This window comes from Pararobbsia alpina (genome assembly GCF_965118125.1).
Classification (GTDB): domain Bacteria; phylum Pseudomonadota; class Gammaproteobacteria; order Burkholderiales; family Burkholderiaceae; genus Pararobbsia; species Pararobbsia alpina_A.
Window position 1 is genome coordinate 1,087,411 of the sequence record NZ_OZ221287.1, and the last position, 23,572, is coordinate 1,110,982.

A 23,572-nucleotide genomic window follows, 5' to 3' on the forward strand; every position below is an offset into this window, starting at 1 on the left:
GCCATGACCGGACTCAGCGTCCATACTCTGACGAGGCGGATTGACCTGTTCACCTTGAGGTTGTTTCTGACCGTAATCGAGGAGCAGCAGATTCGTCGTGCCGCGTCGCGCGAGAGCATCACGCCGTCGGCGGCGACCCGGCGGATTCAGGACCTTGAGGAGGTCGCCGGCATTCCGCTTTTCGATCGGTTCCCGAACGGGATGACGCCTACCGCCGCAGGCGACGTGTTGGCGCGGCACCTGCGCCTGATGTTCGCCGGTCTCGATGTGATGCGCGGCGAGCTCGCGCAATTCACCGAGGGCGTACGCGGACATATCGGCATCGGTTCCACCAGCACAATCATTGTTCACTTTCTCGCACGGGAAATTGCCGAGTTCGAGCGGGACTTCCCTCTGGTGGATATCGAGTTATACGAAGACGCGAACGTCAACGTGATCAACGCTGTCGTGGCCGGCAATGCCGAGATGGCCGTGTTTTACGACTCGGATGATGTCGACAGCGAAACGCTCGACATTGTCGAGTACCGCACCGACTATCTGGTTGCCGTGGTACCTCGCGGTCACCCGCTTGGCGAGCGCGCGAGCGTAACAACCGCGGATCTGCTTGAAGAGAATGTCATTGGCATTTCGCCCTCGACGTCGATGATGAAGCAGCTACGCAACGCGGCGACGGCATTGGGCCGTGAGTTGCGGGAGAAATACAGCGTGGGCACGATGGACGCCGCGCGTGCGTTGGTCAGAGAGAACCTCGGTGTGACGATTCACCCCGAGAGCATGGTGCCCCGAGAGGACTTCGACAAGGTGATCACGGTGCCGCTAGACGAGCCGTGGGCCGTTCGCCGGATTTGTGTCGGCACGAAGCGCGGCGGCGTGCTGACCGCGGCTACGAAGGCGTTCATTGCGCAGTTGACTCGTCCCTGACGCGCACTCGGGCTCGCTCGGGGCACTGTTGTACCTTACCGGAGAGTATGCTGCGGCTAATTAGCCGACGTCGGCTCACAGACATTCTCGTATGGAACCTCTGCCTACTCGCCGTCCGAACCGTGCGAAGTTCTGGCGCGAGCCCGCGTTTGCGGGTATCGAGATGCTGCAAGCCACGTACCGCACGCATCGCTTTCCGCCTCATGCGCATGACGAATTCGCCGTGGGTGTCATCGAACGCGGTGCGCAAGCGTTCCTCGACGGGCGCGGGCATCGTCTGGTGATGCCGGAGCGCACGATCTGCGTCATTAACCCCGGCAGCGTGCACGAAGGGCGTCCGGCGCTTGAGGGTGGTTGGGACTATCGGATGATGTATATCCCGATGCGTGATCTTATCGACGCGCTCAAACAAGACGGCGAACCGTTCGCAGGGTCAGTCTATTTTCCTGAGACGGTGATCGATGATCCGCAGACAATGAAGCTGCTGTATGAGGCGCATCGGTGCTCCGAGTCCCCGGATGTTCATCCGTTAGAAAAGGCCTCTCGTTTGACGGCCGCGCTCTTTCAACTCGTTCATCGTCATGCGCTGACGGCTCGTGGGATTGACTGCAAGTGGCTGATGCCGGGCGCTGTCAAACGGGCGCGAGACTACATCGACGCGCACTTCGTTGAAAGTCCGGCACTCGACGCGATTGCGGAAGTCGCCGGTATGAGTCCGTATCACCTGATCCGCGCATTCAAAAGCACGGTGGGTGTCGCGCCCCACGCGTATCTGATTCAGAGGCGCGTGGAGATGGCGAAGCATCTTCTGCTAAAAGGGCAGACCCTTCGGCATGTGGCGATCGAAGTCGGATACTGCGATCAAGGTCACCTGAGTCGCGAATTCAAGCGCTTCTTTGGCGTTCCTCCGAGCCGTTCCCAGCGATAAAAGGCGCAACTTTATCCAAAAGACTACAAGTCTGAGCGCGCAGACTTCCGAGTACGAGTCACGTACTGAGGGAGCACGACATGATCGATCTGCGCAGCGACACTTGCAGCCAACCGACAGCGGCGATGCGCGAGGCCATGATGGCCGCGCAGGTGGGAGACGACGTCTACGGGGACGACCCGACCGTAAAGGAGCTCGAGCGGGAAGTCGCTGAGCTGCTTGGCAAGGAAGACGCCGTGTACATGGTGACCGGAACCATGACCAATCAGGTCGCGATCCGCGCTCACACGGAACCGGGAGACGCCGTGCTGTTCGATCAGAACGCTCACGTCTACATCCTCGAAGGTGGAGCGCCCGCCGCGTTTTCTGGCGTGCTTCCGCGATTGTTGCCCGGCATTCGTGGCGTGTTTTCTCCGGAAGATGTGTTTGACGCTCTAGGCGTTCCCCATCGGTTTTTCCCCGCCACGATACCTGCGCCCGTCAAGCTGCTCTGCCTGGAGAACACGCACAACATCGGCGGGGGCAAAGTCTGGCCGATTGATCAGCTGGTCAGTGTTTGCGATGCGGGCCGCTCAATGGGCTTGGCACTGCATCTCGACGGAGCGCGTCTCTGGCATGCAACGGCGGCGACCGGCATTCCCGAGCGAGACTACACAAAACATTTCGACACCGTGAGCGTATGTTTTTCCAAGGCGCTCGGCGCGCCTGTCGGATCCGCGCTTGCGGGCCCGCGCGACTTCATTGCGCGGGCGCGGCGCTTCAAGCAGCAAATCGGCGGGGGGTTCCGGCAAGCGGGCATCATCGCGGCCGGCGCGCTTTACGCGTTGAGGCATCATCGCGCTCGCTTGGAGGAAGATCATGAACACGCACGGATGCTCGCACGCGGTATTGCATCGTTGCCTGGCATCGCTCTGGATGTCTCGACGGTGGAAACCAATATCGTGCGATTTGGCGTTACGTCGTTGCCCGCCGGCGAATTCGTCGAAGCGCTGCACGCCAAGGGCTTGTACGTGTTGCCGTCAGGAGCGGATGGCGTGCGCGCGATTCCGTACCTCAACATATCGCGTCAGCAGGTTCAGCAAGCGATAGACATCATCGCTTCGGTTGCCGAAGCGCACGCGGCTGACGCAGGGGTGTTCGGTTCGGCGACGCGCGTCCCGGCAGGTGCTGGATATTGAATCGCGAATCCGAGTGCCGGTCGCGATGAACCACTCCCGCCTGGCCGGGGAGTCGCGCATGCGAACTGACTCACGGGCGGGCGGCGAGTGGGACCTCTTGGCAGGCGGACTACCGGCGCTTCTGAAACGGTGCGCCCGAGTGCTCGCGCAGTTCGTTAAAGACGATGTCCGGCCAGGATTCTTTCGCGGCGTTGATTTCCGCAACGTGTCCGGCGAGGAAGGTCGGTGCGTCGGACGCATCGAGCGCGAGGCGGTCGGTGTAGAAGTCGACAAACTTCTTCAGACGCGCCGGGTCTTCTGCGGTGATCCAGCGCGAGAGACGGAAGCGCGCAGGAGCCATACGCACGTCGACCTTGTATTCGTTCGACAGGCGGTGCGAGACGACTTCGAACTGCAGTTGCCCGACGGCGCCGAGCACGGTCATGCCGCCGAGCATCGGCTTGAACACCTGAATCGCACCTTCGTCGCCGAGCTGCTTGAGCGCTTCACCGAGCTGCTTCGCGCGCATCGGGTCTTTCGCTTCGACGGTCTGGAAGATTTCCGGTGCGAAGAAGGGCAGGCCGAGGAACTGCAGCGCTTCGCCTTCAGAGAGCGTGTCGCCGAGGGCCAGCGTGCCGTGGTTCGGAATGCCGATGATGTCGCCCGGATACGCGTCTTCAACCGTCTCGCGGCGCTGTGACAGGAACGTCACCACGTTATTCGCGCGGAACGTCTTGCCCGAGCGCGATACGCGCAGCGCCATGCCGCGCTCGAAATGGCCCGAGCACACACGAATAAAGGCCACGCGGTCGCGGTGCGCGAGGTCCATATTGGCCTGGACCTTGAACACCATGCCCGTGAACTTCGGCTCTTCGGGCGACACTTCACGTTGCGCGGCCATACGGCCCGACGGCGGCGGTGCGAGATCGATCAGCGCGTCGAGAATTTCCTTCACGCCGAAGTTGTTGATCGCCGAACCGAACAACACCGGCGACTGGTTACCTTCGAGAAACGCGGCGCGATCGAAGCTCGGTGTCGCACCGGTGATCAGGTCGACCTCTTCCTTGGCCTTGCGCCAGCTTTCGCCAAAGCGCGCCACGCCGTCGTCATCGTTCAGGGCCTGCAGCGTCTGCACGTCGCCGCCGAGCGTGCTGTCGCCCGGGCGGAATACGCGAACCTGATCGGCCTGGATGTCGTAGACGCCCTGGAATTCCTTGCCCATGCCGATGGGCCACGTAAACGGGATCGCCGACACGCCAAGATGCTGCTCGATTTCGTCGATCAGATCGAGTGGCTCGCGCACTTCGCGGTCGAGCTTGTTGATAAACGTCACGATCGGCGTCTTGCGGCTGCGGCAGACCTCGAGCAGCTTGAGCGTCTGCTCTTCGACGCCGTTGGCGCCGTCGATGACCATGACGGCCGCATCGACCGCGGTCAGCACGCGATAGGTATCTTCCGAGAAGTCCTGGTGGCCCGGGGTGTCGAGCAGGTTGATGACCGCGTCGCGGTATTCGAACTGCATGACCGAGCTCGCGACCGAGATCCCGCGCTGCTTTTCGATCTCCATCCAGTCGGAGGTCGCATAGCGATTGCTCTTGCGGCCCTTGACGGTGCCGGCGATATGGATGGCGCCCGAAAACAGCAGCAGTTTTTCGGTGAGCGTGGTTTTACCGGCGTCAGGGTGCGAAATGACCGCGAACGTACGTCGCCGTTGGACTTCTGAAAGTGACATTGAAACCGTCGAATGCGTTGAATAGTGGGCGTGCCGGCGTCACGAAGACCACGGCGCGCTGGGCGCGGCAGGGGGACGAAACGGCAGGAAAGCCGGCATTTTACCGGAAGCGGAGAGCCCGGCTCCGGGGAGGGGGCGCAGGACGCCACTGAAAATAGGGCGGATGGGGCGTCCAGGCACGTTCCGCACCGGGTCGCGCAGGCGGGACGGGCGTTTCGGGGTGCAGTGACGGGTGCGTCTGTCCGCCGGGTACGCAGGCGGTCTGAGTGGTTTGCCCGAATATCGGAACGCCCTCAAAAGCGTCTTCTTCCGCTAAGCCTTGCTGCGCGCGGCTCGGGGCAAGGCTCGCCGGAACTTGCTATCATCGGCCCCCTGCAGAATATTCATGGCGCGCCGCCCGGTGAATCAGGTTCCGCTTCGGTTCCGGCCCGCGCGCATCGAGGTCCCATCATGTCTACGCCCCCCGAGATCAGGCCCGGTCAGTCGATCGAGCTGCTGAAGGAGCTTCATATCCTGACGCGCGACGGGAAAATGAACCAGGATAGCCGTCGCAAGCTCAAGCAGGTCTATCACCTGTACCAGTTTATCGAGCCGCTGCTCGAATCCGTGCGCGCGGAACACCCTGACCTGACGCTCGTCGACCACGGCGCGGGCAAGTCGTATCTCGGCTTTATTCTTTACGACCTGTTTTTCAAGTCGTTACCGGCCGGCCCGATGATTTACGGCATCGAGACGCGGGACGAGCTGGTCGACAAATCGCGCGAACTCGCGACGCGCCTCGGTTTCCCGGGCATGGGGTTCCTGAATCTGTCGGTCGCCGATTCGATCACGTCGGACAAGCTGCCCGCGACCGTCGATATCGTGACGGCGCTACATGCGTGCAACACTGCGACCGACGACGCGATTCAGTTTGCGTTGAAGAAGAAGGCCAAACATATCGTGCTGGTGCCGTGCTGCCAGGCCGAGGTCGCCGCGGTGCTGCGCAAGAACAAGCAGCAGGCCCTGCGCAATCCGCTGACGGAGCTGTGGCGGCATCCGCTGCATACGCGCGAGTTCGGCAGCCAGATCACGAACGTGCTGCGTTGTCTGCAGCTCGAGGCGCACGGCTATCAGGTGACGGTGACCGAGCTGGTCGGCTGGGAGCACTCGATGAAGAACGAACTCATCGTCGCGACCTTCAAGGATCTGCCGCGCAAGCGTCCGGCCGATCGCATGCACGACATCCTCCAGACGCTCGCGCTCGACGAGATGAAGGAGCGGTTCTTCGTCGAATAAGGCGCGTTAAGCCGGGCTGTGATTCTCGCCCGGCGCTTGCCCTCTCTCACGCTCACGCATCATGTCCCGGTGCGTGAGGTACAGCCTCAGATCAAACTCGTACTGCGCGTAGCCCGGCTGCATATGTTCGCAGAGCCGGTAAAACGCCTTGTTGTGCTCGCTTTCCTTGAGGTGCGCGAGCTCATGCACGACGATCATTTCGAGGAATTCGGGCGGCACATCCTTGAATAGCGACGCGATCCGGATTTCCTTGCGCGCGGTGATCTTGTTGCCGTGCACGCGCGAGATCGCGCGATGGTGGCCGAGTGCGTTGTGCAGCACGTCGAGCTTTGCGTCGTAGAGCACCTTGTCGATCATGGGCGCGCTGCGGAGAAACTGCACGCGCAGATCATTCGTGTACTGATAAAGCGCCTTGTCCGTCTGCACGACGTGGCGCTCGGGATATTTCTTCTCGAGATAGGCGCCAAGGCGGTCGTCGCGAATCATCGCGCGAACCTGATCGAGTAGCTGGGCTGGATAAGCGCCCAAATATTTTAGGTGCTGCATGGTCACGGATAAAACAGATGAAACCGGCGCGAACGCTGCGTTCGGTCAGTGCGGCGAGAGATGACGGCCGCTGTCGCGTCGATACAGACGTAACAGTATGCCTGTTTTACGGGGCGGCCCGCCGGATGTGGCGTGAACGGGGGACATCGGTGGCCATGGAGCTGTCGAGCGAGATGCAGTGCTTGTCGCCGTGAACGACCACAGCGTCACCGTGCCATCAGCACCTGACCGCTCGCCACGGTAAGATGCGGATATCGCGGGCCGTGAGTGCCCGCTTCCCTATTTGATGCGTGTATCGAAGATGTTTTCTGCAACGATTGACTCCAGTTTGTCCAAGCCCGCGCTCTACGCGGAACTCGTCGAACAAGCGCGTTCGCTGCTTGCGGACGAAACGGACCGCATCGCGAATGCGGCCAATTTCTCGGCGCTCGTCTACAACGCGTTGCCCGATCTGAACTGGGCGGGCTTCTATCTGTTCGACGGCACCGAGCTCGTCGTCGGTCCGTTCCAGGGCAAGCCTGCGTGCGTCCGCATCGCACTCGGCCGCGGTGTCTGCGGCACGGCGGCGCAGACGCGTGAAACGCAAGTCGTGGGCGACGTGCATGATTTCCCCGGTCACATCGCGTGCGATGCCGCGTCGCAATCGGAAATCGTCGTGCCGCTGATCGCTGCCGATGGTTCATTGATCGGCGTCTGGGATGTGGACAGTCCGAACGTCGCCCGCTTCGGTGACGACGATCGCGCCGGCATGGAAGCACTGTGCGCGGTGTTTATCGAGCACGGATGGCGCAAATGAAACTGCGTCGGGAACGTATCTGTCTTACGTACGTTTACCGTTTATTTGTTTACTGAGTATTTCAGAAAACCCCTTAAAAAAGGCGCTCTGCAGAGCGCCTTTTTGTTTGGTATGCCGCAACGAAACATGTCAGGCTCATGACATGAAGGAAGAGCGAATTGTCGGTATGCCATCTCGTTGTGCACGCGCGACGCGTGTCGACAATCGTTGTTCGAGCAAATGAATTGTCACGGCAAGGTTGGTACTCTTCGCGCAGCTTTTATGGGGGCCGGGGTTGTAGCGCTTCCATATGCAGCTGCTCACCACACCTTAGATCGAGAATATTCAACAAATGAAAAAGTCGCTTATCGCGCTGGCAGCCCTCGGCTCGCTCGCGTCGGTCGCTCAAGCTCAAAGCAGCGTCACGCTGTACGGCCTTATCGATGCAGGCCTGGTCTATACGAATAGCAACAAGACGTCGACTGGCGCTGGCCATTCGCTGATTCAAGAACAAGACGGCGCGAACGCCGGTCTGTCGGGCAGCCGTTGGGGCCTGCGTGGCACGGAAGATCTGGGTGGCGGCAGCAAGGCCATCTTCGTGCTCGAAAGCGGCTTCAACTACAACACGGGCGCTTCGGGCCAGGGCGGCGACTTCTTCGGCCGTCAAGCGTTCGTCGGTCTGTCGAACACGTCGTACGGTACGATCACTCTCGGTCGTCAATACGACACGGGCGTCGACCTGATTCAGCCGCTCGCAGCCTACGGCACGTGGGGCAACCTGACGGCTCACGCTGGCGACATCGACAACATCGGCAACCTGAACCGCGTCAACAACACGATCAAGTACGTCAGCCCGACGTTCGCCGGCTTCAAGGCAACGGGCATGTACAGCCTCGGCGGCGTCGCTGGCGATGCATCGCGTAACGGCCTGATGTCGTTCGGCGCTCAATACGCCAACGGCCCGGCAATCGTTGCAGCGAACTACCTGTTCGCCAAGAACCCGAACTACGGCTTCTTCGCAGCGAACCCGAACGCAGTCACGTCGGGCAGCAACTTCGGCGGCACGCACACGGCTTACTCGGGCTTCGCTTCGGCTGGCAGCGAGCAGATCATCGACGTCGCAGGCAACTACGCAATCGGACCGGCAACGCTGGGTCTCGTGTACTCGAACGTCAAGTTCTTCAACCTGGGCAACGCAGCTGGCGTGACCAACGCGTTCCACAACGGCGATTCGGCTACGTTCAACGACATCGAAGCGAACGTGAAGTACACGCTGACGCCGTCGGTTGTCCTGGGCTTCTCGTACAACTACACGAAGGGCCAGTCGATCACGACGGCCAAGGGCGTCGAAACGGGCGCGACGTACAACCAGTTCAACCTGGGCGTCGACTACCTGCTCTCGAAGCGCACCGACGTGTACCTGCTTGGCGTGTACCAACACGCAAGCGGTATCGACTCGACGGGCTCGAAGGCTGTCGCTTCGATCACGGGCGAAACCCAATCGACGACGCCGAACCAAGTCGCGATCACGACGGGTATCCGCGCTCGCTTCTAAGCGACGCAGACCGGCCCAGGCCGGTTCGCTTCGCGCGAACCGGTCTGCGGCAGTCGTATTCATGCAGGAACAAAAGGGAGCTTCGGCTCCCTTTTTGCATTGGCGCCCCGGCGTTCCACCACGACCGATCGGGCCGCTTTAACGCAGAGCGAGCGCCCGCGCCCGTGGCAAGCGACATAGCGGTTGCGCGTCGATGGGCGTGCGGGGATCTTGTCGCCTGGCGCGAATCGGCACGCCGGGGGGGCAGGCACGCGGATTGCTATCCAGATACAGATGGCCAGAACTCAGGCCGGCGGTGCGCGATAATCGCGGCTCGTCGACCCCTATCGCGCACGCATGGTGACCGCCTCCGAAGATTTCGAAATCGAACTCCCGCTGCTGCTCGAGGCGATCTACAGGAAATATCACCACGATTTCCGCAGCTACTCGCTCGCGTCGCTGCGGCGCCGGCTGACGCTTGCGCTAGGCGATATGCGTGTCGAGACGCTCTCGCAGCTTCAGGATCGCGTGCTTCGCGACGAGGGTGTGTTTGCGCGGCTGTTGCAGTACCTGACGGTGCAGGTCAGTGACATGTTTCGCGACCCCGAATATTTTCGGGCGCTGCGTGAGCATGTCGTACCCGTGTTGCACACCTATCCGTCGATCAAGGTGTGGGTCGCGGGATGTGCAACCGGCGAAGAGGTCTGGTCGCTCGCGATCCTGTTCGAAGAGTCGGGTCTGGCTGACCGCACGTTGTTGTACGCGACCGATATCAACCCCGATGCGCTTCGCGTCGCGCAATCGGCGGTGTATTCGCTCGACCGGATCGCGGGCTTCGAAAAGAACTACCTGGCTTCGGGCGGCACGCGCGCGCTGGCCGACTATTACCATGCCGCCTATGGCAATGCGAGTTTCGCGCGATCGCTGCGCACGCAGGTCATGTTCGCCGACCACAGCCTGGCGACCGACAGCGTGTTCTCCGAGATGCATCTGGTGTCGTGCCGCAACGTACTGATCTATTTCAATCGCGGTTTGCAGGATCGCGCGATCGGGCTGATCCACGATTCGCTCGTGCGGCGCGGGTTTCTGGGGTTGGGCAGCAAGGAGAGTCTTCGCTTTTGCGCGCATGCCGACGCATTTGGCGAAGTGGATGCGACGCAGCGCGTGTTTCAAAAACGATAGCGCCATGAGCGACAGCGAGAGCGTGTCAACGAGGACGGACTGGCCCTTCGATGCCGTCGTGATTGGCGCATCGGCCGGCGGTGTCGAGTTGCTGGGCGCCTTGCTTCCGCGCCTGCCCGCGGCGTTTCCTTCGGCGGTCCTGATCGTGCAGCACCTGCGCGCGAGCACGCGTGCGTTATACGAGCTCTATGCGCCACGCTGCGCGATCCGCGTGTGCGAGGCAGCCGACAAGCAGCCGATCGAAGCGGGCACCGTGTACTTCGCGCCGCCCGACTACCACCTGCTCGTCGAGGCCGATATGACCTGCGCCTTGTCGGTCGACGACCCCGTGCAGTATTCGCGCCCGTCGATCGACGTGCTCTTCGAATCTGCGGCGTGGGCCTATCGGTCGCGCGTGCTGGGCATCTTGCTGACGGGGGCAAGCGATGACGGCGCGGCGGGTATGACTGCGATCCGCAACGCCGGGGGCGCGACCTGGGCGCAACTGCCGTCGACCGCGCGTTCGGTCACGATGCCGTTGAGCGCCATCTCGCGCGGCGTCGTCGACGAAGTGCTGACGCCCGACGATATCGCGCACCGTCTCGCGCATCTGTGTGCGACACCTGATTTGACCGATAACAATATCCCGCCGCATCCCGATGCACGCGCAGGGACCACAGAACAATCCAAAGGGGCAAGCCACCGCCATGAGTAGCCGAGTCAAAGTGTTACTGGTCGACGATATCGAGCAGAACCTCGTTGCCCTCGAGGCCTTGCTCGATGAGCCGCAGATCGAGACCCTGCGCGCGCGGTCGGGGGCCGACGCGCTCGAACTGCTGCTGCAGCACGACTTTGCGCTCGCGCTGATCGACGTACAGATGCCGGGCATGGATGGCTTCGAACTCGCTGAATATATGCGGGGCTCGGTCCGCACGCGCCATGTGCCGATCATCTTTCTGACAGCGACGGATCGAAGCGCGGTGCGTACCTTTCGCGGCTACGAATCCGGCGCCGTCGATTTCCTCTACAAGCCGTTCGACCCGCATATTCTGCGCAGCAAGGTCGAGGTGTTCGTCGAGCTCTATACGCAGCGCAGGCAGCTTGGCAAGCAGCTCGAAGAGCTTGAACAGTCGATTCGCATGAACGAGATGTTCATGGCCGTGCTCGGACACGATCTGCGCAATCCGCTCGCGTCGATCATGGCGAGCGCCGAACTGATCGCACGGCTCTCGGACGACAACCGGCTTACGACCTCGGCGCAGCGCATCCTCAATAGCGGCACGCGCATGACGCGCATGGTCGAGCAGCTCGTGGACATCGCACGCATGCGAGCGGGCCAGATGACGCTGTCGAGGAGCTTTGCCGATATGACGCCGGTGTGCGCTCGCATCGTGGCCGAGTTCGACCGGCCGCTCGAAAGCGAGACGCCGCGCATCATCTATCGGAGCCGGGGCGATACGGCGGGCTACTGGGACGTCGATCGACTCGGTCAAGTCTGGTCGAATCTGGTGGGCAACGCGCTTCAGCACGGTGACCCCAGCGTGCCGATCGAAGTCGATCTCGACGGCGATGCCGCGCATGCCGTACGCGTGTCGGTCGAGAGCGGCGGCGCGATACCGGAAGCGGTGGCGCGCAATATCTTCGAGCCGTTCTTTTCCGATAACCAGAACCGCGGGCGGAGCACGGGCCTCGGGCTTGGACTCTATATCGCTCACGAGATCGTTCGCCTGCACGACGGCGAGATTCACGTCGATTCGTCGACCGCGCGCAATCGCACGCGCTTCGAGGTGTCGCTGCCGAGAACGGCGCAGCAGTAGCCAAAAAAAAGCCGGCGTAAGCCGGCATTCAAGAGACGGACCGGCGATTCGCGCGCGCCGGGACCATCATGGTCTTGCGGATTCTGAGGTGTCGGCATTAGCAATGCCGGGCGTAACCTTACAGAATCCTTGTGTCGGATTTGTGACTCGGGCGCGTACAGAAGCTCACCCTGGGCCTTACTAGGCCTTTCTTTGCTGCAGCGCACGGATTCGCGTCATCGCCGGATGATTCGATGTCGCCGCTTCGTACATCTTGGCAAGGTCGGCTTTGAGCTGCGTGCGCGAGCCGCCGTCGAGATACACCATATGTCCCGACGGATAGAAACGCGCCGATAAATTCTCGCGCACCGTCTTGTCGATCAGCGGCATCTGCTGGAGATCGAGCACCGTCTGATAGAAGGGTGTGACGAAGTCGTAGTACCCGTTCGCCGACAACACCTTGAGATCGACATTGAGCGCCATCACGGCGGCCAGGTCGCCTGCGGTGTAGAGAATGACGTTGCCCTGCGCGTCCTTGCCCTTTTGCGCACCGGTCGGATCAATGTGGCCAAAATCCCAGTTCAGAAAGGCCTGATCGTTCAGATCCGTGAAGGACGAGTTCGACGTGTACTTGAGCTGTTCGTTGAGATACGTGTTCCACATGCTCGTGTAGACACCCGTCACCGCCGTCATCGTCGGATCGTTACCGCCGGAGTTCGGGTCGATCTTGCCCGCGATGCCTGTGCCGATCGCCGTGACGCGTCCGTCGTACGACCCCAGCGACAGGCCGCGTGAGGTCAGCAGCGTCGTCAGGAACAGGGAATTGCCGCGGCTGTCGTAAGCGGCGATATCGAGGCCCCATGCGAGCAGCGTCGGCTTGTCGATTCCCGTGTACTCCGACAGCTTCTCGACGGTGGCATCGTCCTGATGCGGATACTTGCGCAGCGCCGTGAGGTAGTCGGTCCGCGCGAAGTCGGCAACAGTTTCGGCAAAGTCTCCGAGATTGGCCGGCGCGGGCTTCACACCGAGCTTCTTGTGATACCAGGCATCCGCGGCCGCGGTCGGCAACGCACCGACGGGGTTGCCCGCCTGTGTGTAGTCGAGGATCGACGACTGCAAGGTCACACCGTTCAGGTCGACGCCGTCTTCATGCAGCCGGTACGCGAGCACGCAGCTGCGTGCCGTTCCATACGATTCGCCGTACAGGAACTTCGGAGAATTCCAGCGGTTGTTCTTCGTCAGAAACCGCTTGATAAATTGCTTGATCGAATCGGCATCCTGATCGACGCCCCAGAAGTCGCGATTCTTGCGAGGCGCGATGGCCGCCGAATACCCCGTGCCGACCGGATTGATAAACACGAGGTCGCTGTGATCGAGCAGGCTGTCGGGGTTGTCTTCCATCGAATACGGCGCGGGCGGCGTGAAACTTGGCATCGACGTCTTGATGCGCCGCGGCGCGAACGATCCGAGCAGGACGAACACGGACGACGAGCCCGGCCCGCCGTTATAGAAGAACGTGACTGCGCGCGATTCTTCGGTTTGCCCGTCCTGCGTGAACGCGACGTAGAACATCTTCGCGTCGGGCTGCGAGCTGCTCGGATCGACCGTGACCAGGTGGCCCGCTGTCGCGGTGTAGTGAATCGTCTTGCCGCCGATCACCGCGGTGTGATGTGTGATCGCCGCCGCTTCCGTGGCGTCCGTGACCGAATCGTCGGGCCCGTTGCCGTACGCGACGGGGTCGAAAAACGGCTGATCCACAGCATGCCTGGAGTTTCCTTGAACGGAAGAGGAGGTGACCATGATGGCTCCGACAGTCGATGAAGTTGTTGGAATGTCCGTCGCTACGTGATGAAAAACCTCAGATGTTTTCAGATGCGCGTTAAACGTTGTGCTACTTAACCTGACTACTCGCCCCAGCTGCTCGGCACAGGTACCCGGCATACGCACCGGGCATAGATATCCGGGAAAGATATCCGGCCTGGCTACCCGGCAAAACTATTCGGCCCTCGTATCGGCCGGCCCCGGCACCCGGCAGTGTTATCCCGACACCGTCGCCGACAACGCTGCGGCGACCGTCGTGCCATCGGGACTGCCCAGGCCTGTGCACGCGTCCCATCCGGTCGTCGCCTCATACGCACCGTTATTGCCGCGCGTGATGTCGTGGCCGACCGATTTCGCTGCGTAGATCTTCGCGTTGATCAGGCCCGCCGCGCCGCCGTTCGCGCCATTGATGCGCGCGATCAGGCCGGCCCAGAGCGGCGCCACCGCACTCGTGCCGCCGACGACCGTCGACTGCCCGTCGAACAGCACCTGATAGCCCGATTGCGGCGATGCATCGGCCGCGACATCAGGTACGCCACGGTGCGTCAGCGCGACGGTCCGCCCGCCCTGCGTGAGCTTGGCCGACAGGCCCTGCTGCCATGCCGGCAGCGCGAACACCGTGCTGATGCCGCCACCTCCCGCGCCGCCCTGGGCGCCGTCGTTCCACACCGTCTCGCTCGAGATCGATGTGCCGCTCGCCGAGACATGTGTGCCGCCGCAAGCGAGGACATAGGGACTCGACGCCGGGAAATCGACCGCGTTGGCGTTGTCGGTGCTGCCATCGCTCGAGCCGCTGTCGCCGGAGGCCGCACAGATAGTCACGCCGAGTGCCGCAGCGCTTTGCAACACGTCGTTGAACGCATTGATCGACTGCGACGTCCAGTTCGACTCCGGGCTGCCCCAGCTGATCGAGACGACCGACGGCTTGTTCGTCGTATCGTGGATGGCCTGATTGAGCGCATCGACAAAACCCGAGTCGCTGTTCTGCGAGAAGTAGACCGCGATGGTCGCTCCGGGCGCGATCGCGCCGGCAATCTCGACGTCGAGCGTGACTTCGCCATCCGGGCCGTTGGGGTCGCCCGTCGGACTATTGGTCGTGCCGTCGACACTGACATCGATCACGTTCGGCTGGCCCACGCCGAGGTTCGAGAAATACTGCGTGACGTCGGAGCTTGCGTAGCCGCCGCCGAGCTCGATCAATGCGATGCACTGGCCCGAACCATCGCCTTGCGGAAAGTTGTAGAGCGTTGCGAGATCCAGCGGCGTGAACGACTGCGCTTGTTGATCGCTCGCGGCCGGCCGGAACGGCGGGCGAATACGGAAATGCGGACGCGCCTGAGGGCGGCTGTCGAGTCCGAGCACCGCCTTCACAAGCGGGTGAATGTCTTCAGGCAGATGCACGGCACCCTGGCGGCCACGATATTCACCGATGCCCGCATGTTCGTAGCGTTCGAGCTTGACGTCAAAGGCACGCTCGAATTGCGCAATCGTGCCGGACAGCACCACCGATCGCTGCGCCGCATTGGCACGTGAGACCTCGAGGCCGTGCGCGCGCGCGAAGCGACGGGTCGCCTCGATGTCGGCTTCCGACGCGCCGAATCGCTGATCGAATTCATCGCGTGAAACAGGGACGGGCGGTGCGTCGCCCGCATTGATCTGCTCCATCAACTTCTGGAATCCTGCTTCGTCCTTGCGCCTGAGCATCACGATGACTTCAATGCGCTGCTCGGGGTCGCACGCACCGATGCATTTCGCGCCTGTGGGATGGGTTTGCTCGCTGCCTGTCACGGGGTGCTTCGTCGTCATTGAACGCTCCACCAATTGCACACGGGTACTTAAATGTAGGCGTGCGCGATGCGGCGCGCAGGAAGATTTACATCTGGTTTCTGCTAGACGGGGTGCGATCAACCGGTCTACGTTCGAGATGCAGTACGTTTTACCCGCGTATTAGGTAGGGGCACGTAAAGTTGGCACAACCCGTTTGCGCGCGAAGCGGGTCCGGCTTGCACGATCGATCGGACGAAGTGCAATCGGGGTGCGTACAGATCAACGGGAGTCGGATGCGACCGTAGCGGTTTCGAGCGGCGGGAGCCCGTGAATCGCGCGCGCTTTTGCGCATTCGGGCGTGCCTTCTTCGAACTCGCGGCACGTGCTCGATCGTGCGTGATAGATGCTGCATGACACCGAGCAACCCACCGTGCCTTCGAGCGCGATGCAATGCACGGGCTTCACGTCCGTGCCGCGCATGGCGACGTGGTGCGGTGTAACGGGCAGGGTCAGTTCAGAGGGGACAGTGCCGCCTTCATGCGCGTCGGTTTCGCCCCAGTAGAACGAGACGCGAAAGCTCGCGCAGCAGGCGCCGCAGGATTGGCAAGCGTGACTCATGGGGGATACACGGACATTCGATCGATCAGCGTCGAATGGTACACGCGTTGCATCGACCGACTGAATCGACCGGCTGAATCGACCGGCGCCTCCGAGCCGCCGCATAACGGGGGCTGCTGGCGGCGCGCGGTCCTATCGCGCCGGATTAGTAGCGGCGATAGTGCGGGTGATGGTAGTAGTAGTCGCGACGACCCCACCAACGGCGACCGTCCCAGTAGCGGTCGTTGTGCCAGCCGATCACGACTGCCGGGCCGCCGTAGACCACGGCCGGAGCCGGTGCATAGACGACGGGCGGCGGAGGCGGCGCGACATAAACCGGTGCGGGAGCGACATAGACCGGCGCGGGGACGCCAACGTTGATGCCCACATGCACGCCAGCAGATGCGGCTTGCGAGGCTGCCAATGCCGCAAGGGCGGCGCCCAGACCCACGAACAACTTAGTTTTCATTTTTCCTTTCTCGCCGGAAATACCTAAAAGCGGGCTCGACTATACCGAACCTGCCCGTTTTTTGATTACTAGCGGGCAACACTTTCAGGATGGATGCATCGGACGGTGACAGATCGCCAACCGCGCCGGAAGCCTTACTGGCACGGCTGGCAGCCGTTTTAACGGCGTCGCGGCTGTAATATTTAGATGCAACTTCGTTAATGCGGTAGAAAATCGTCAGCGATTTGACGAGACGAAGTGCCCAAGATTCTTAAAATGTGAACAACCGCAGCGGACGAGGTGGTTACCTGGTAGCCCGGGGAGAGACGTCCGACGGGGTTGGCAACGCTCGTTCCTGAGCGGGCCGTCGACCCGTCCGTTGGCCCGCCTGCGGTCGAGTCCGATCAGCGAGGCTTGGGTTCGACCGGGTTTTGCGCGTCGTATCCGCCGCCCAGCGCCTTGATCAGTGCAATCTGCTCGCTGATCCGGTGTCCCTCGATATCGACGAGCACGATGCGCTCGACGACGACGGGCAACTGGCTTTCGATCGCCTCATATTGGCTGGCGAGCCCGCGTTGATAGTGGGCTTGTGCGCTGTCATGCGCTTGCGCGAGGCGTTCGACCGCCTGGCGTTCGAGCGCCGCCTGCGTGTCGAGGCTCTGCAATGTGTTTCCCGTCTGGGCGACGTCCCGTACCGCGTCGAGCACCGACGCGTTGTATTGCTCGATCAGCAAGTTGCTGCCCGACCGTGCGCCGCCGAGGTTGGCGTTCAGGCGCCCGCCGTCGAAGATCGGCAGATACAGGCCGGGAATCACGTTGAGCTGCTGGCTCGACCGTGTGAACAGTTCGCTCAGATGGATCGCATTGACGCCGAAGAAGGCCTTGATGTCGAAGCTCGGATAGAACGCGGCCTTCGCGGCATCGATACGGTCGAACGACGATTCGACGTACCAGCGCATGGCCTGAAGATCCGGGCGTCGCGCAAGCAACTCGTACGACAGCGTGGCGGGAATGCCGGCTTGCGTTTGTGGCACCGACGTTGGCTTGATGTCGGGCATGTCCGACGCCCCCGCGCCGATCAAGGCACGCAGCGTTTCCCGAAGTGCGGTGATTTGCGCCTGCATTGCGGCGATCTGCCGCTGCGCGCTGAATTCGGACGCTTGAGCCGTGTCAACGAACGACACCGACTCGAGACCGCGATCCGATCGAGCCTGATGCGTCTTGACCGAGAACGCCGATATCTGTTCGGATTGCTGTAACAGATCGATAAGCCGATATCGCGTCTGAATACTGTAGTAAAGCTGGGCAACGTCCGTCGACACTTCGAGTTCCACGGCGGCCGTTTCCGCGAGACGCGCGTTATGCACCCCTGCGGCAGCGGCGATCTGCGAGCGTTGTTCGCCCCAGATATCGATCTTGTAGTCCGCGCCGAGGCCCACCAGCCCGCTCGTGTACCACGGGCCGGTGAGTCCTGCCGCCGGTTCGTTTTCGGCGAACGGACCCAGAAAGCCATGCGCCGACACATGCGTGCGATCGACCAGGCCGATACCGACCACCTGCAGGTTTGAACCCGCTTCGACCAGTTCGACGTCCGATTTGGCCTGCGCCACGCGCATCCGTGCAATCTTCATCGTGGGTGCGTCAGCGAGAGCGCGCGTGATCAGGGCATCGAGCTGCGGATCGTGATATGCCGTCCACCACTGCGCATCGGGCCAGGTGCCGATGTCCCTGGGGATGTCATCGGCGACGCGAATGTCTGAGGCGGGGATCAGCGTGTCGGGTGCGCTGTCGTGATGGATCAACGCGCAGCCGGCGAGGAGAAAGACAAAGACAAAAACACACACGAGCGCATACACAAGTCCGTACACCAGTTCGTACGCGAGCCACGAGGCGCCGGCGGCGCGACCGAACGGTTTGATGAGGCGCAGTGCACGCAGGAAATCACGGTCGGACTTGTTCATTGTTATGTGGCCCCCTGAGGAGCGGGCGTGAGACGATCGCGGGCTTGAGCAATGACCGCCTGAGCGTCAAGGATCAACTGATCCTGCTCGCCTTCCTGCCAGCTGGGTTCGAATGCAATGCGAGCGAGCGTGGCTTCGCAGTCCGCAATCGCAGACCATGCATTCAAATGTTCCTGCGACTCGACGACAGTCGGCGATGGATCGGTTTGCGGTGTCGCATGACCGGCATCCACCAACGCGCCCACGGCTTTCTGCAGCTTTGCGAGTTTGCCGTGCAACGCGTCACTTTCTCCCTCACGCCAGAACGACATCTGAATGATCGTCGCAACGATGACACCCAGCGCGATACCCATCATGCGATCGCGAATCTCCGTAAGGTCGATCGTCGGACCGAAATGTTCAAACAACGCGAGCGAGCACGTGAACACGATCTGCACGCCCGCATAACCAATGCGTTCCGAGCCCGCCGCAATCCATGAGCCGAATGCGATGACGGGAAGCACGGCTAGTAGCAGACCGGTAATGCTCTCGAGCTGCGGGATGACGAACACCACGAGAAGCAGCGCGATGAGACTGCCGATCGCCGCACCGCCGACACGGAGCAACGCGCGCTCGGCCGATGCGCCGAGACTGGGCAAGGCGACGATCAGACAGGTCAGCATGATCGTATGTGCGCCCTGCCAGTCGGTTGAGTTATAGAACACGTAGCAGAGCAGGACAGCCAGCAGCGTTTTGAGCGAGAAGCGCGCATAAGCCGGGTTGGTCCAGGCATCAGGCGCAATGAAGGGTTCGCGAGCAGACTCACGCGCTACTTCTTCGGGGAGGCTGCGATATTCGGCGAGTGCACGAAATGCGGTTTGCATTTCTGCAAGGACCGGGGTGATGCCGGCGTCGTGTACGACGTGTGCTTCATGCGTGCCGGGAGCGGCAAGCGTACCGGGCACAACGGGAGTCGCTGAATATCGCCGTTGCGCACCGATGGCCTGGATCAGCGCTTCGCAGTGCGCCCTGAGTTCGAAGATCGCTCGTGAGTTCTCGGCACTGGATAAAGACATCGCTGCCGGCAACTCACTGGCGACCCGATAGATTCGCGAAACCGTTGCAACAAGCGCCAACGCATAGGCCTGTTCATCGCGACTCAAATGCTCTCGCATCGCCTGGAACTTCAAAAGCTTGGGTAACGCTACGGCACTCTGCCGTGCCGCCGCCGGCGTGACGTCAATAGGCTCGGCCGACGCTTCGCCCGCCCATTGCCCGAGTGTCATCTCGACCGCTTTGAGTTTCCGGATCAATTCAGCGCGAAGTTGAGCACCGGGTTCCACCGGCAACAGCCACGCATTGATCAACAGCGTCAGGAGTATCGGATAGTTGACCGCGACCCAGACCCAGAGCACCGCACGCACCAGTGTTTCTGCCTGATCGGTGCGATCGACAAACGTCTGCGAGTAGATCACCACGATCGCGACGATAAAAAACACGATGCCGATCTTCAGCACACGCATCAGGTACACCGAAGCGAAGAACAAGCCGCTGGCGACGACGATGCGCACGAGCGGCACGTCATACGTGTACTTGAGCAGCACAATCGACGTACCGATCGCAAGGGTCGAGCCGACGATAAACATCGCACCGACGAGGCGCGTGACAACGACGTTCGACTGCGTCACATAGAAGACAACGAGCAACGACAACGCAAGCTCGGGCACTTCGAGCGTCTGCGCGATGACGATCACGATCGCGCTCGCCACGACACAGCGCATGAGAACGTTAAGTCGCCCCGGAAAGGGCGCGAGTTCCGTCCGCAGGTAGTGAACGAGATCGAAACCCCGGGGCGATGCGTGATCGACCGTGCTCATCGCAGGTGCTCACTCAGGATGACGATTGGCGTCATGGTCATCGTGGTCGTCATGGCCGTCTTGCCCGGGATGCAACACCACGACAGCTGACGTGCCGACGCGGAACAAATCCGGATTCGGATTCTCGACAAGGATCTTGACGGGGAATCGTTGCGAGACGTGCACCCAGTTCAGGCTGCGCTGGATGTGCGGCAAGCCGCCCGGAAGCGCGAGGCCGCCTTCGTCTGAGGCGATGCCGAAGCCGATTGAGTCGATACGCCCTTTGAATCGCTGCCCCGTATCACTCATCAGATACACCGTAGCAGGCGTGCCGGGTAGCATGCCCTTGAGTTCCGTTTCACGGAAGTTGGCGACCACATACCAATGGCGCGTATCGATCAGCGTGAAGATGGGTTTGAGCGCCGAAGCGAACTGGCCTGTCGCGGTCTTGAGTGCGACGACCCGGCCGTCGAACGGCGCGCGCACCGTCGCGAACTCCAGATTGAGCTCTGCCGTCGCAATCTCGGCTTCAATCACCGCGCGTTGGGCAACGAGCGCGTCGACACCGCTGACGGCCGCTGCTGCTTGCTGCGCCTGCAATTGCGCCGCCGCAAGTTCGGCCCGTGCGGAGCGGCTTGCCGTCCGCGCGCGATCGACTTCCTCTGCCGACACGAAGCCGTTGGTCAGCAGCGGTTCGGTGCGGCGCAGTGTGTCATTCGCCTGTTCCGACGCGGCGCGAGCGCGTTCGACCGCCGCGCGCGCGGCTTCCGCGTTGTATTGCTGGGCGTTGACCGAGCGCTGCGTCAGTTCGATCTGCTTGTTCAGCGCAACGAGTGACGCTCTGGCGCGTGTGAGCGCGTCGTTATAGGGCCGCGGGTCGATCTGAAAGAGCAGATCGCCTTGTTTGACCGCCTGATTGTCATGCACCGGCAGATCGACGATGCGACCGTTGACCTCCGGTACGACGTCGACGGTGTCAGCGTAGACAAAAGCGTCATCCGTTCGCGGTGCTTGATCGACCATGCGAATCACGACGACCAGCAGAATCAGCGCAACCACGACGACCGCAAAGGCGACGAGTTTCTTCGGAGGTTTGCCGCCCTCGGTTTTGGCGGGGCTGGAGTTGGCGCTTGCCATGGCCATTGCGTCGGATCCGTCGAATGCTTAGCGTTGAAAGGAAATCAGCCAGATCAGCAGCGCGAACATCAGCAATGCCGCCGGATATACCACGGCAGTGGGGCGCAGCCACACAGCGAAACGTGTCCGTCCGAAGGCTGCATGCAGGGCAACTGTAAGCAGCACGCCGCCGACGATGCAGAACATCCATTCCGGGAAGTAAGCGCCGAGTACATTGATCGACGGCGAATTTGCGCACCCGCTCGTGAACAGGTTGAGCGCGGCCGCCAAGGCGGCGATGACTACGTGATAACGCGTGCGTGGCATATTGAAGTCGCGCATGGCGTGCCTGGAGAGTGACCGGACGTCTTCGGCGTTAGAGCGTGCGCTACCGATTTGACAATAGTCTGCATGCCTCACGGATGCAATCTTGTTGTCACAGTGGTGCACCAGATTGGCCATCGGCCGACCTGACGACCTGACCACGCGCCGATCGCGAGACGGCGAACTGTATCAACGAGCCGTTCAGATGTCTTTTGGAAAAACGACCAACGGTTTTGTGCAGAAGCACAATTCGATGCCGACGCTTCAGGGCTGGGGGTGGTCGCCATAAGGGGGCACTTGCACCGCCCGAGGGGCGCAATTCACGGTCTGCGTTCCGTCGTGGGGCGCGCGACACTCGAAGCAATGAGCCCTGATTCGGTGCGGCCTGTGGAAAAACCCACAAAAACCTTGTGCAACGTCACAAGACCGAATGCTATTCAAGCTTATTGTTTGTACCTATGATTGCGCCGACCGGAACCGACATCGGGGAGATGTCCGGACAAGGTGCGGATCGCTCTGTGATGACTCAGCGAACACATTGACCATGAACAACAACGTTCCGGAAATTTCCGCGCCACTGCGCGCATGGACAGAGAAGATATCGGGCGAGCGCGTACGCATCATCGACCGCGTGTTCGAGATGCTGACGCACGTCGGCCCTTACGATGCGCTTGATGCCGCGACACGGCTCGACTTGCGTGAGTCGATTGCGTTTTCCGCGGAGCTTTGGTTCAAGACGCTGCTCACCGGCGTCGAGCCCACGGCGAACGATCTGTCTGCGTTTCAGGAATTCGGGCGCCGGCGCATTTATCAGGGCGTGCCGCTGCAGTCCTTGCTGCGTGCATTCCGGCTTGGCTCGCGCGAGCTCTGGTGTGCGTGCATCGAAGACGTGCGCAACCACGATGGTTTGCAACAGGAGTTGCTCTTCAAAATCTCGCCGTACCTGATGCAGTACTTCGACGAGATGGCGCAGTTGATTTCACAGGCGTACATGGAAGAACAGTACAAGCAGGCGCGGTGGCGCGAATCGCTACAGCACCAGTTGCACAGCATGGTGTTCAATTTTCCGGACGATATCGAAGGCTTTACGAAGACGACCGCCGCACTCGGACTCGATGCCACCGTGCCGCGCATTGCACTGGCGATCGATATCGAGGGCATCGACGTCGAGTCCGTCGGTTTCGACAGCGAGATCGATCGGGTGGTTGCCACCATTGCACGCCGTATGCGTTTCTCCGTCGACGACGTCTTCGAGTGCTGGCATCGCGATTTGCTGATGCTGTGGGTGCCGTGCAGGCGCGGCGATCTGATGGGCATGAGCGATCGCGATGTCGCGTTGCGAGTCGGCGCGGTCATTGAAGTGCTTCCCGAGATCCGTGCCATTGGTGTGGGCCTGATGGGCGAGGGCGCCTCGGGCTGGGCGATGTCTGCGACCGAATCGGGGCGAGCCTTGAGTTTCGGTCGCGGCCGCCAGGGCGAAGGCAAGGTCCGGATGTACTCGGACATCATCGTCGAAGAGAGCGTGCGCGGCACGAAGAACGCGCTGCGCTATCTGGTGTCGCTGATCGAACAATTGGCGAATGAGCCCGAGTTGCTCACGACACTCGAAATGTATTTCGCACAGTTACAGCGCCGCAAATCGACGGCAAGCGAATTGGGTATTCATCCCAACACGCTCAATTACCGGCTTGACCGGATCGAAAGCATTTTGGGCGCGTCACTCGACGACGCCGGTTGGGTATCGAAGCTGGACGTGGCGCTCAAATTGAGGGCGTCGTCGCGCTAAAAGTGGCGCGTGTAGTGAATCGTTTGCGTGTCATTCCCCCTCGCAAGGCGGCGACACCGCCACGCGGGGTGTCAGCTGGTTTTCTCGACCTA

Annotated in this window: 20 protein-coding genes; 10 read left to right on the forward strand and 10 right to left on the reverse strand. The window is 61.5% G+C overall.

The genetic code is table 11. From position 1 onward, the window contains the following. Positions 1 to 3: 3 nt before the first annotated feature. The 3 genes from ACMFWR_RS04640 to ACMFWR_RS04650 all read left to right on the forward strand — a co-directional run bounded on the left by ACMFWR_RS04640 (position 4) and on the right by ACMFWR_RS04650 (position 3,027). On the forward strand, positions 4 to 921 hold the full coding sequence (locus ACMFWR_RS04640) for a LysR family transcriptional regulator (protein WP_413193845.1): 918 nt from the start codon (positions 4 to 6) through the stop codon (positions 919 to 921). Positions 922 to 1,012: 91 nt separating this feature from the next. After that, a complete protein-coding gene (locus tag ACMFWR_RS04645; protein WP_413193846.1) occupies positions 1,013 to 1,849 on the forward strand; it encodes an AraC family transcriptional regulator in 837 nt (278 codons plus the stop codon). Between the two features lie 80 nt (positions 1,850 to 1,929). After that, the gene (locus ACMFWR_RS04650) at positions 1,930 to 3,027 is read left to right on the forward strand and encodes a threonine aldolase family protein (RefSeq protein WP_413193847.1); all 1,098 of its coding nucleotides are present in this window, start codon (positions 1,930 to 1,932) and stop codon (positions 3,025 to 3,027) included. 109 nt (positions 3,028 to 3,136) lie between these two features. Here ACMFWR_RS04650 and ACMFWR_RS04655 read toward each other — a convergent pair whose 3' ends face one another. Next, a complete protein-coding gene (locus tag ACMFWR_RS04655) occupies positions 3,137 to 4,738 on the reverse strand; it encodes a peptide chain release factor 3 (protein WP_413193848.1) in 1,602 nt (533 codons plus the stop codon). Between the two features lie 450 nt (positions 4,739 to 5,188). Here ACMFWR_RS04655 and ACMFWR_RS04660 point away from each other — a divergent pair, with 450 nt between their 5' ends. Beyond that, positions 5,189 to 6,013, forward strand: coding sequence for a class I SAM-dependent methyltransferase (locus ACMFWR_RS04660; RefSeq protein ID WP_413193849.1), 825 nt, complete (start codon positions 5,189 to 5,191; stop codon positions 6,011 to 6,013). A gap of 6 nt (positions 6,014 to 6,019) precedes the next feature. Here ACMFWR_RS04660 and ACMFWR_RS04665 read toward each other — a convergent pair whose 3' ends face one another. Then, complete coding sequence (locus ACMFWR_RS04665; protein ID WP_413193850.1) at positions 6,020 to 6,559, reverse strand: YgjP-like metallopeptidase domain-containing protein; 540 nt, start codon at positions 6,557 to 6,559, stop codon at positions 6,020 to 6,022. Between the two features lie 301 nt (positions 6,560 to 6,860). Between ACMFWR_RS04665 and ACMFWR_RS04670 the strand changes: the two genes are divergently transcribed. The 5 genes from ACMFWR_RS04670 (at position 6,861) to ACMFWR_RS04690 (ending at position 11,846) form a co-directional block, all read left to right on the forward strand. Beyond that, a complete protein-coding gene (locus ACMFWR_RS04670) occupies positions 6,861 to 7,355 on the forward strand; it encodes a GAF domain-containing protein (protein ID WP_413193851.1) in 495 nt (164 codons plus the stop codon). Between the two features lie 331 nt (positions 7,356 to 7,686). Continuing rightward, positions 7,687 to 8,889, forward strand: coding sequence for a porin (locus ACMFWR_RS04675; protein WP_413193852.1), 1,203 nt, complete (start codon positions 7,687 to 7,689; stop codon positions 8,887 to 8,889). Between the two features lie 336 nt (positions 8,890 to 9,225). Then, positions 9,226 to 10,050, forward strand: coding sequence for a CheR family methyltransferase (locus ACMFWR_RS04680; protein ID WP_413193853.1), 825 nt, complete (start codon positions 9,226 to 9,228; stop codon positions 10,048 to 10,050). A gap of 4 nt (positions 10,051 to 10,054) precedes the next feature. Continuing rightward, positions 10,055 to 10,744 (forward strand): chemotaxis protein CheB, encoded by a 690-nt coding sequence (locus ACMFWR_RS04685; protein ID WP_413193854.1) that lies wholly within the window; start codon positions 10,055 to 10,057, stop codon positions 10,742 to 10,744. After that, positions 10,737 to 11,846, forward strand: a complete 1,110-nt coding sequence (locus ACMFWR_RS04690; RefSeq protein ID WP_413193855.1) for a response regulator — start codon at positions 10,737 to 10,739, stop codon at positions 11,844 to 11,846. The genes ACMFWR_RS04685 and ACMFWR_RS04690 overlap by 8 nt, the downstream gene beginning before the upstream one ends. Positions 11,847 to 12,026: 180 nt before the next feature. Here the strand turns inward: ACMFWR_RS04690 and ACMFWR_RS04695 are convergent, their stop codons facing one another. The 8 genes from ACMFWR_RS04695 to ACMFWR_RS04730 all read right to left on the reverse strand — a co-directional run bounded on the left by ACMFWR_RS04695 (position 12,027) and on the right by ACMFWR_RS04730 (position 21,832). Continuing rightward, positions 12,027 to 13,625, reverse strand: coding sequence for a S10 family peptidase (locus ACMFWR_RS04695; RefSeq protein ID WP_413193856.1), 1,599 nt, complete (start codon positions 13,623 to 13,625; stop codon positions 12,027 to 12,029). A gap of 237 nt (positions 13,626 to 13,862) precedes the next feature. Continuing rightward, entirely contained in the window at positions 13,863 to 15,452 is a 1,590-nt protein-coding gene (locus tag ACMFWR_RS04700) for a protease pro-enzyme activation domain-containing protein (RefSeq protein ID WP_413193857.1), read from the reverse strand. 240 nt (positions 15,453 to 15,692) lie between these two features. Beyond that, a complete protein-coding gene (locus ACMFWR_RS04705; protein ID WP_413193858.1) occupies positions 15,693 to 16,031 on the reverse strand; it encodes a YkgJ family cysteine cluster protein in 339 nt (112 codons plus the stop codon). A gap of 145 nt (positions 16,032 to 16,176) precedes the next feature. Then, a complete protein-coding gene (locus ACMFWR_RS04710) occupies positions 16,177 to 16,479 on the reverse strand; it encodes a hypothetical protein (protein ID WP_413193859.1) in 303 nt (100 codons plus the stop codon). Positions 16,480 to 16,862: 383 nt separating this feature from the next. Next, entirely contained in the window at positions 16,863 to 18,419 is a 1,557-nt protein-coding gene (locus tag ACMFWR_RS04715; RefSeq protein ID WP_413193860.1) for an MdtP family multidrug efflux transporter outer membrane subunit, read from the reverse strand. Positions 18,420 to 18,421: 2 nt separating this feature from the next. After that, positions 18,422 to 20,275: an FUSC family protein gene (locus tag ACMFWR_RS04720; RefSeq protein ID WP_413193861.1), complete on the reverse strand. Its 1,854-nt coding sequence runs from the start codon at positions 20,273 to 20,275 to the stop codon at positions 18,422 to 18,424. A 9-nt stretch (positions 20,276 to 20,284) separates the two neighbouring features. Next, positions 20,285 to 21,397 (reverse strand): multidrug transporter subunit MdtN, encoded by a 1,113-nt coding sequence (gene mdtN / locus ACMFWR_RS04725; RefSeq protein ID WP_413193862.1) that lies wholly within the window; start codon positions 21,395 to 21,397, stop codon positions 20,285 to 20,287. A gap of 21 nt (positions 21,398 to 21,418) precedes the next feature. Continuing rightward, positions 21,419 to 21,832, reverse strand: coding sequence for a YtcA family lipoprotein (locus ACMFWR_RS04730; RefSeq protein ID WP_413193863.1), 414 nt, complete (start codon positions 21,830 to 21,832; stop codon positions 21,419 to 21,421). A gap of 406 nt (positions 21,833 to 22,238) precedes the next feature. On the opposite strand from ACMFWR_RS04730, the gene ACMFWR_RS04735 reads away from it, so the two are divergent. Beyond that, on the forward strand, positions 22,239 to 23,480 hold the full coding sequence (locus ACMFWR_RS04735; protein ID WP_413193864.1) for a PucR family transcriptional regulator: 1,242 nt from the start codon (positions 22,239 to 22,241) through the stop codon (positions 23,478 to 23,480). Positions 23,481 to 23,572: the final 92 nt, after the last annotated feature.

Bases quoted from the DNA above. Each gene is read 5' to 3' on its own strand.
- ACMFWR_RS04640 (WP_413193845.1), top strand. From the start codon at position 4: ATGACCGGACTCAGCGTCCATACTCTGACGAGGCGGATTGACCTGTTC.
- ACMFWR_RS04645 (WP_413193846.1), top strand. From the start codon at position 1,013: ATGGAACCTCTGCCTACTCGCCGTCCGAACCGTGCGAAGTTCTGGCGC.
- ACMFWR_RS04650 (WP_413193847.1), top strand. From the start codon at position 1,930: ATGATCGATCTGCGCAGCGACACTTGCAGCCAACCGACAGCGGCGATG.
- ACMFWR_RS04655 (WP_413193848.1), bottom strand. From the start codon at position 4,738: ATGTCACTTTCAGAAGTCCAACGGCGACGTACGTTCGCGGTCATTTCG.
- ACMFWR_RS04660 (WP_413193849.1), top strand. From the start codon at position 5,189: ATGTCTACGCCCCCCGAGATCAGGCCCGGTCAGTCGATCGAGCTGCTG.
- ACMFWR_RS04665 (WP_413193850.1), bottom strand. From the start codon at position 6,559: ATGCAGCACCTAAAATATTTGGGCGCTTATCCAGCCCAGCTACTCGAT.
- ACMFWR_RS04670 (WP_413193851.1), top strand. From the start codon at position 6,861: ATGTTTTCTGCAACGATTGACTCCAGTTTGTCCAAGCCCGCGCTCTAC.
- ACMFWR_RS04675 (WP_413193852.1), top strand. From the start codon at position 7,687: ATGAAAAAGTCGCTTATCGCGCTGGCAGCCCTCGGCTCGCTCGCGTCG.
- ACMFWR_RS04680 (WP_413193853.1), top strand. From the start codon at position 9,226: ATGGTGACCGCCTCCGAAGATTTCGAAATCGAACTCCCGCTGCTGCTC.
- ACMFWR_RS04685 (WP_413193854.1), top strand. From the start codon at position 10,055: ATGAGCGACAGCGAGAGCGTGTCAACGAGGACGGACTGGCCCTTCGAT.
- ACMFWR_RS04690 (WP_413193855.1), top strand. From the start codon at position 10,737: ATGAGTAGCCGAGTCAAAGTGTTACTGGTCGACGATATCGAGCAGAAC.
- ACMFWR_RS04695 (WP_413193856.1), bottom strand. From the start codon at position 13,625: ATGGTCACCTCCTCTTCCGTTCAAGGAAACTCCAGGCATGCTGTGGAT.
- ACMFWR_RS04700 (WP_413193857.1), bottom strand. From the start codon at position 15,452: ATGACGACGAAGCACCCCGTGACAGGCAGCGAGCAAACCCATCCCACA.
- ACMFWR_RS04705 (WP_413193858.1), bottom strand. From the start codon at position 16,031: ATGAGTCACGCTTGCCAATCCTGCGGCGCCTGCTGCGCGAGCTTTCGC.
- ACMFWR_RS04710 (WP_413193859.1), bottom strand. From the start codon at position 16,479: ATGAAAACTAAGTTGTTCGTGGGTCTGGGCGCCGCCCTTGCGGCATTG.
- ACMFWR_RS04715 (WP_413193860.1), bottom strand. From the start codon at position 18,419: ATGAACAAGTCCGACCGTGATTTCCTGCGTGCACTGCGCCTCATCAAA.
- ACMFWR_RS04720 (WP_413193861.1), bottom strand. From the start codon at position 20,275: ATGAGCACGGTCGATCACGCATCGCCCCGGGGTTTCGATCTCGTTCAC.
- mdtN (WP_413193862.1), bottom strand. From the start codon at position 21,397: ATGGCCATGGCAAGCGCCAACTCCAGCCCCGCCAAAACCGAGGGCGGC.
- ACMFWR_RS04730 (WP_413193863.1), bottom strand. From the start codon at position 21,832: ATGGCCAATCTGGTGCACCACTGTGACAACAAGATTGCATCCGTGAGG.
- ACMFWR_RS04735 (WP_413193864.1), top strand. From the start codon at position 22,239: ATGAACAACAACGTTCCGGAAATTTCCGCGCCACTGCGCGCATGGACA.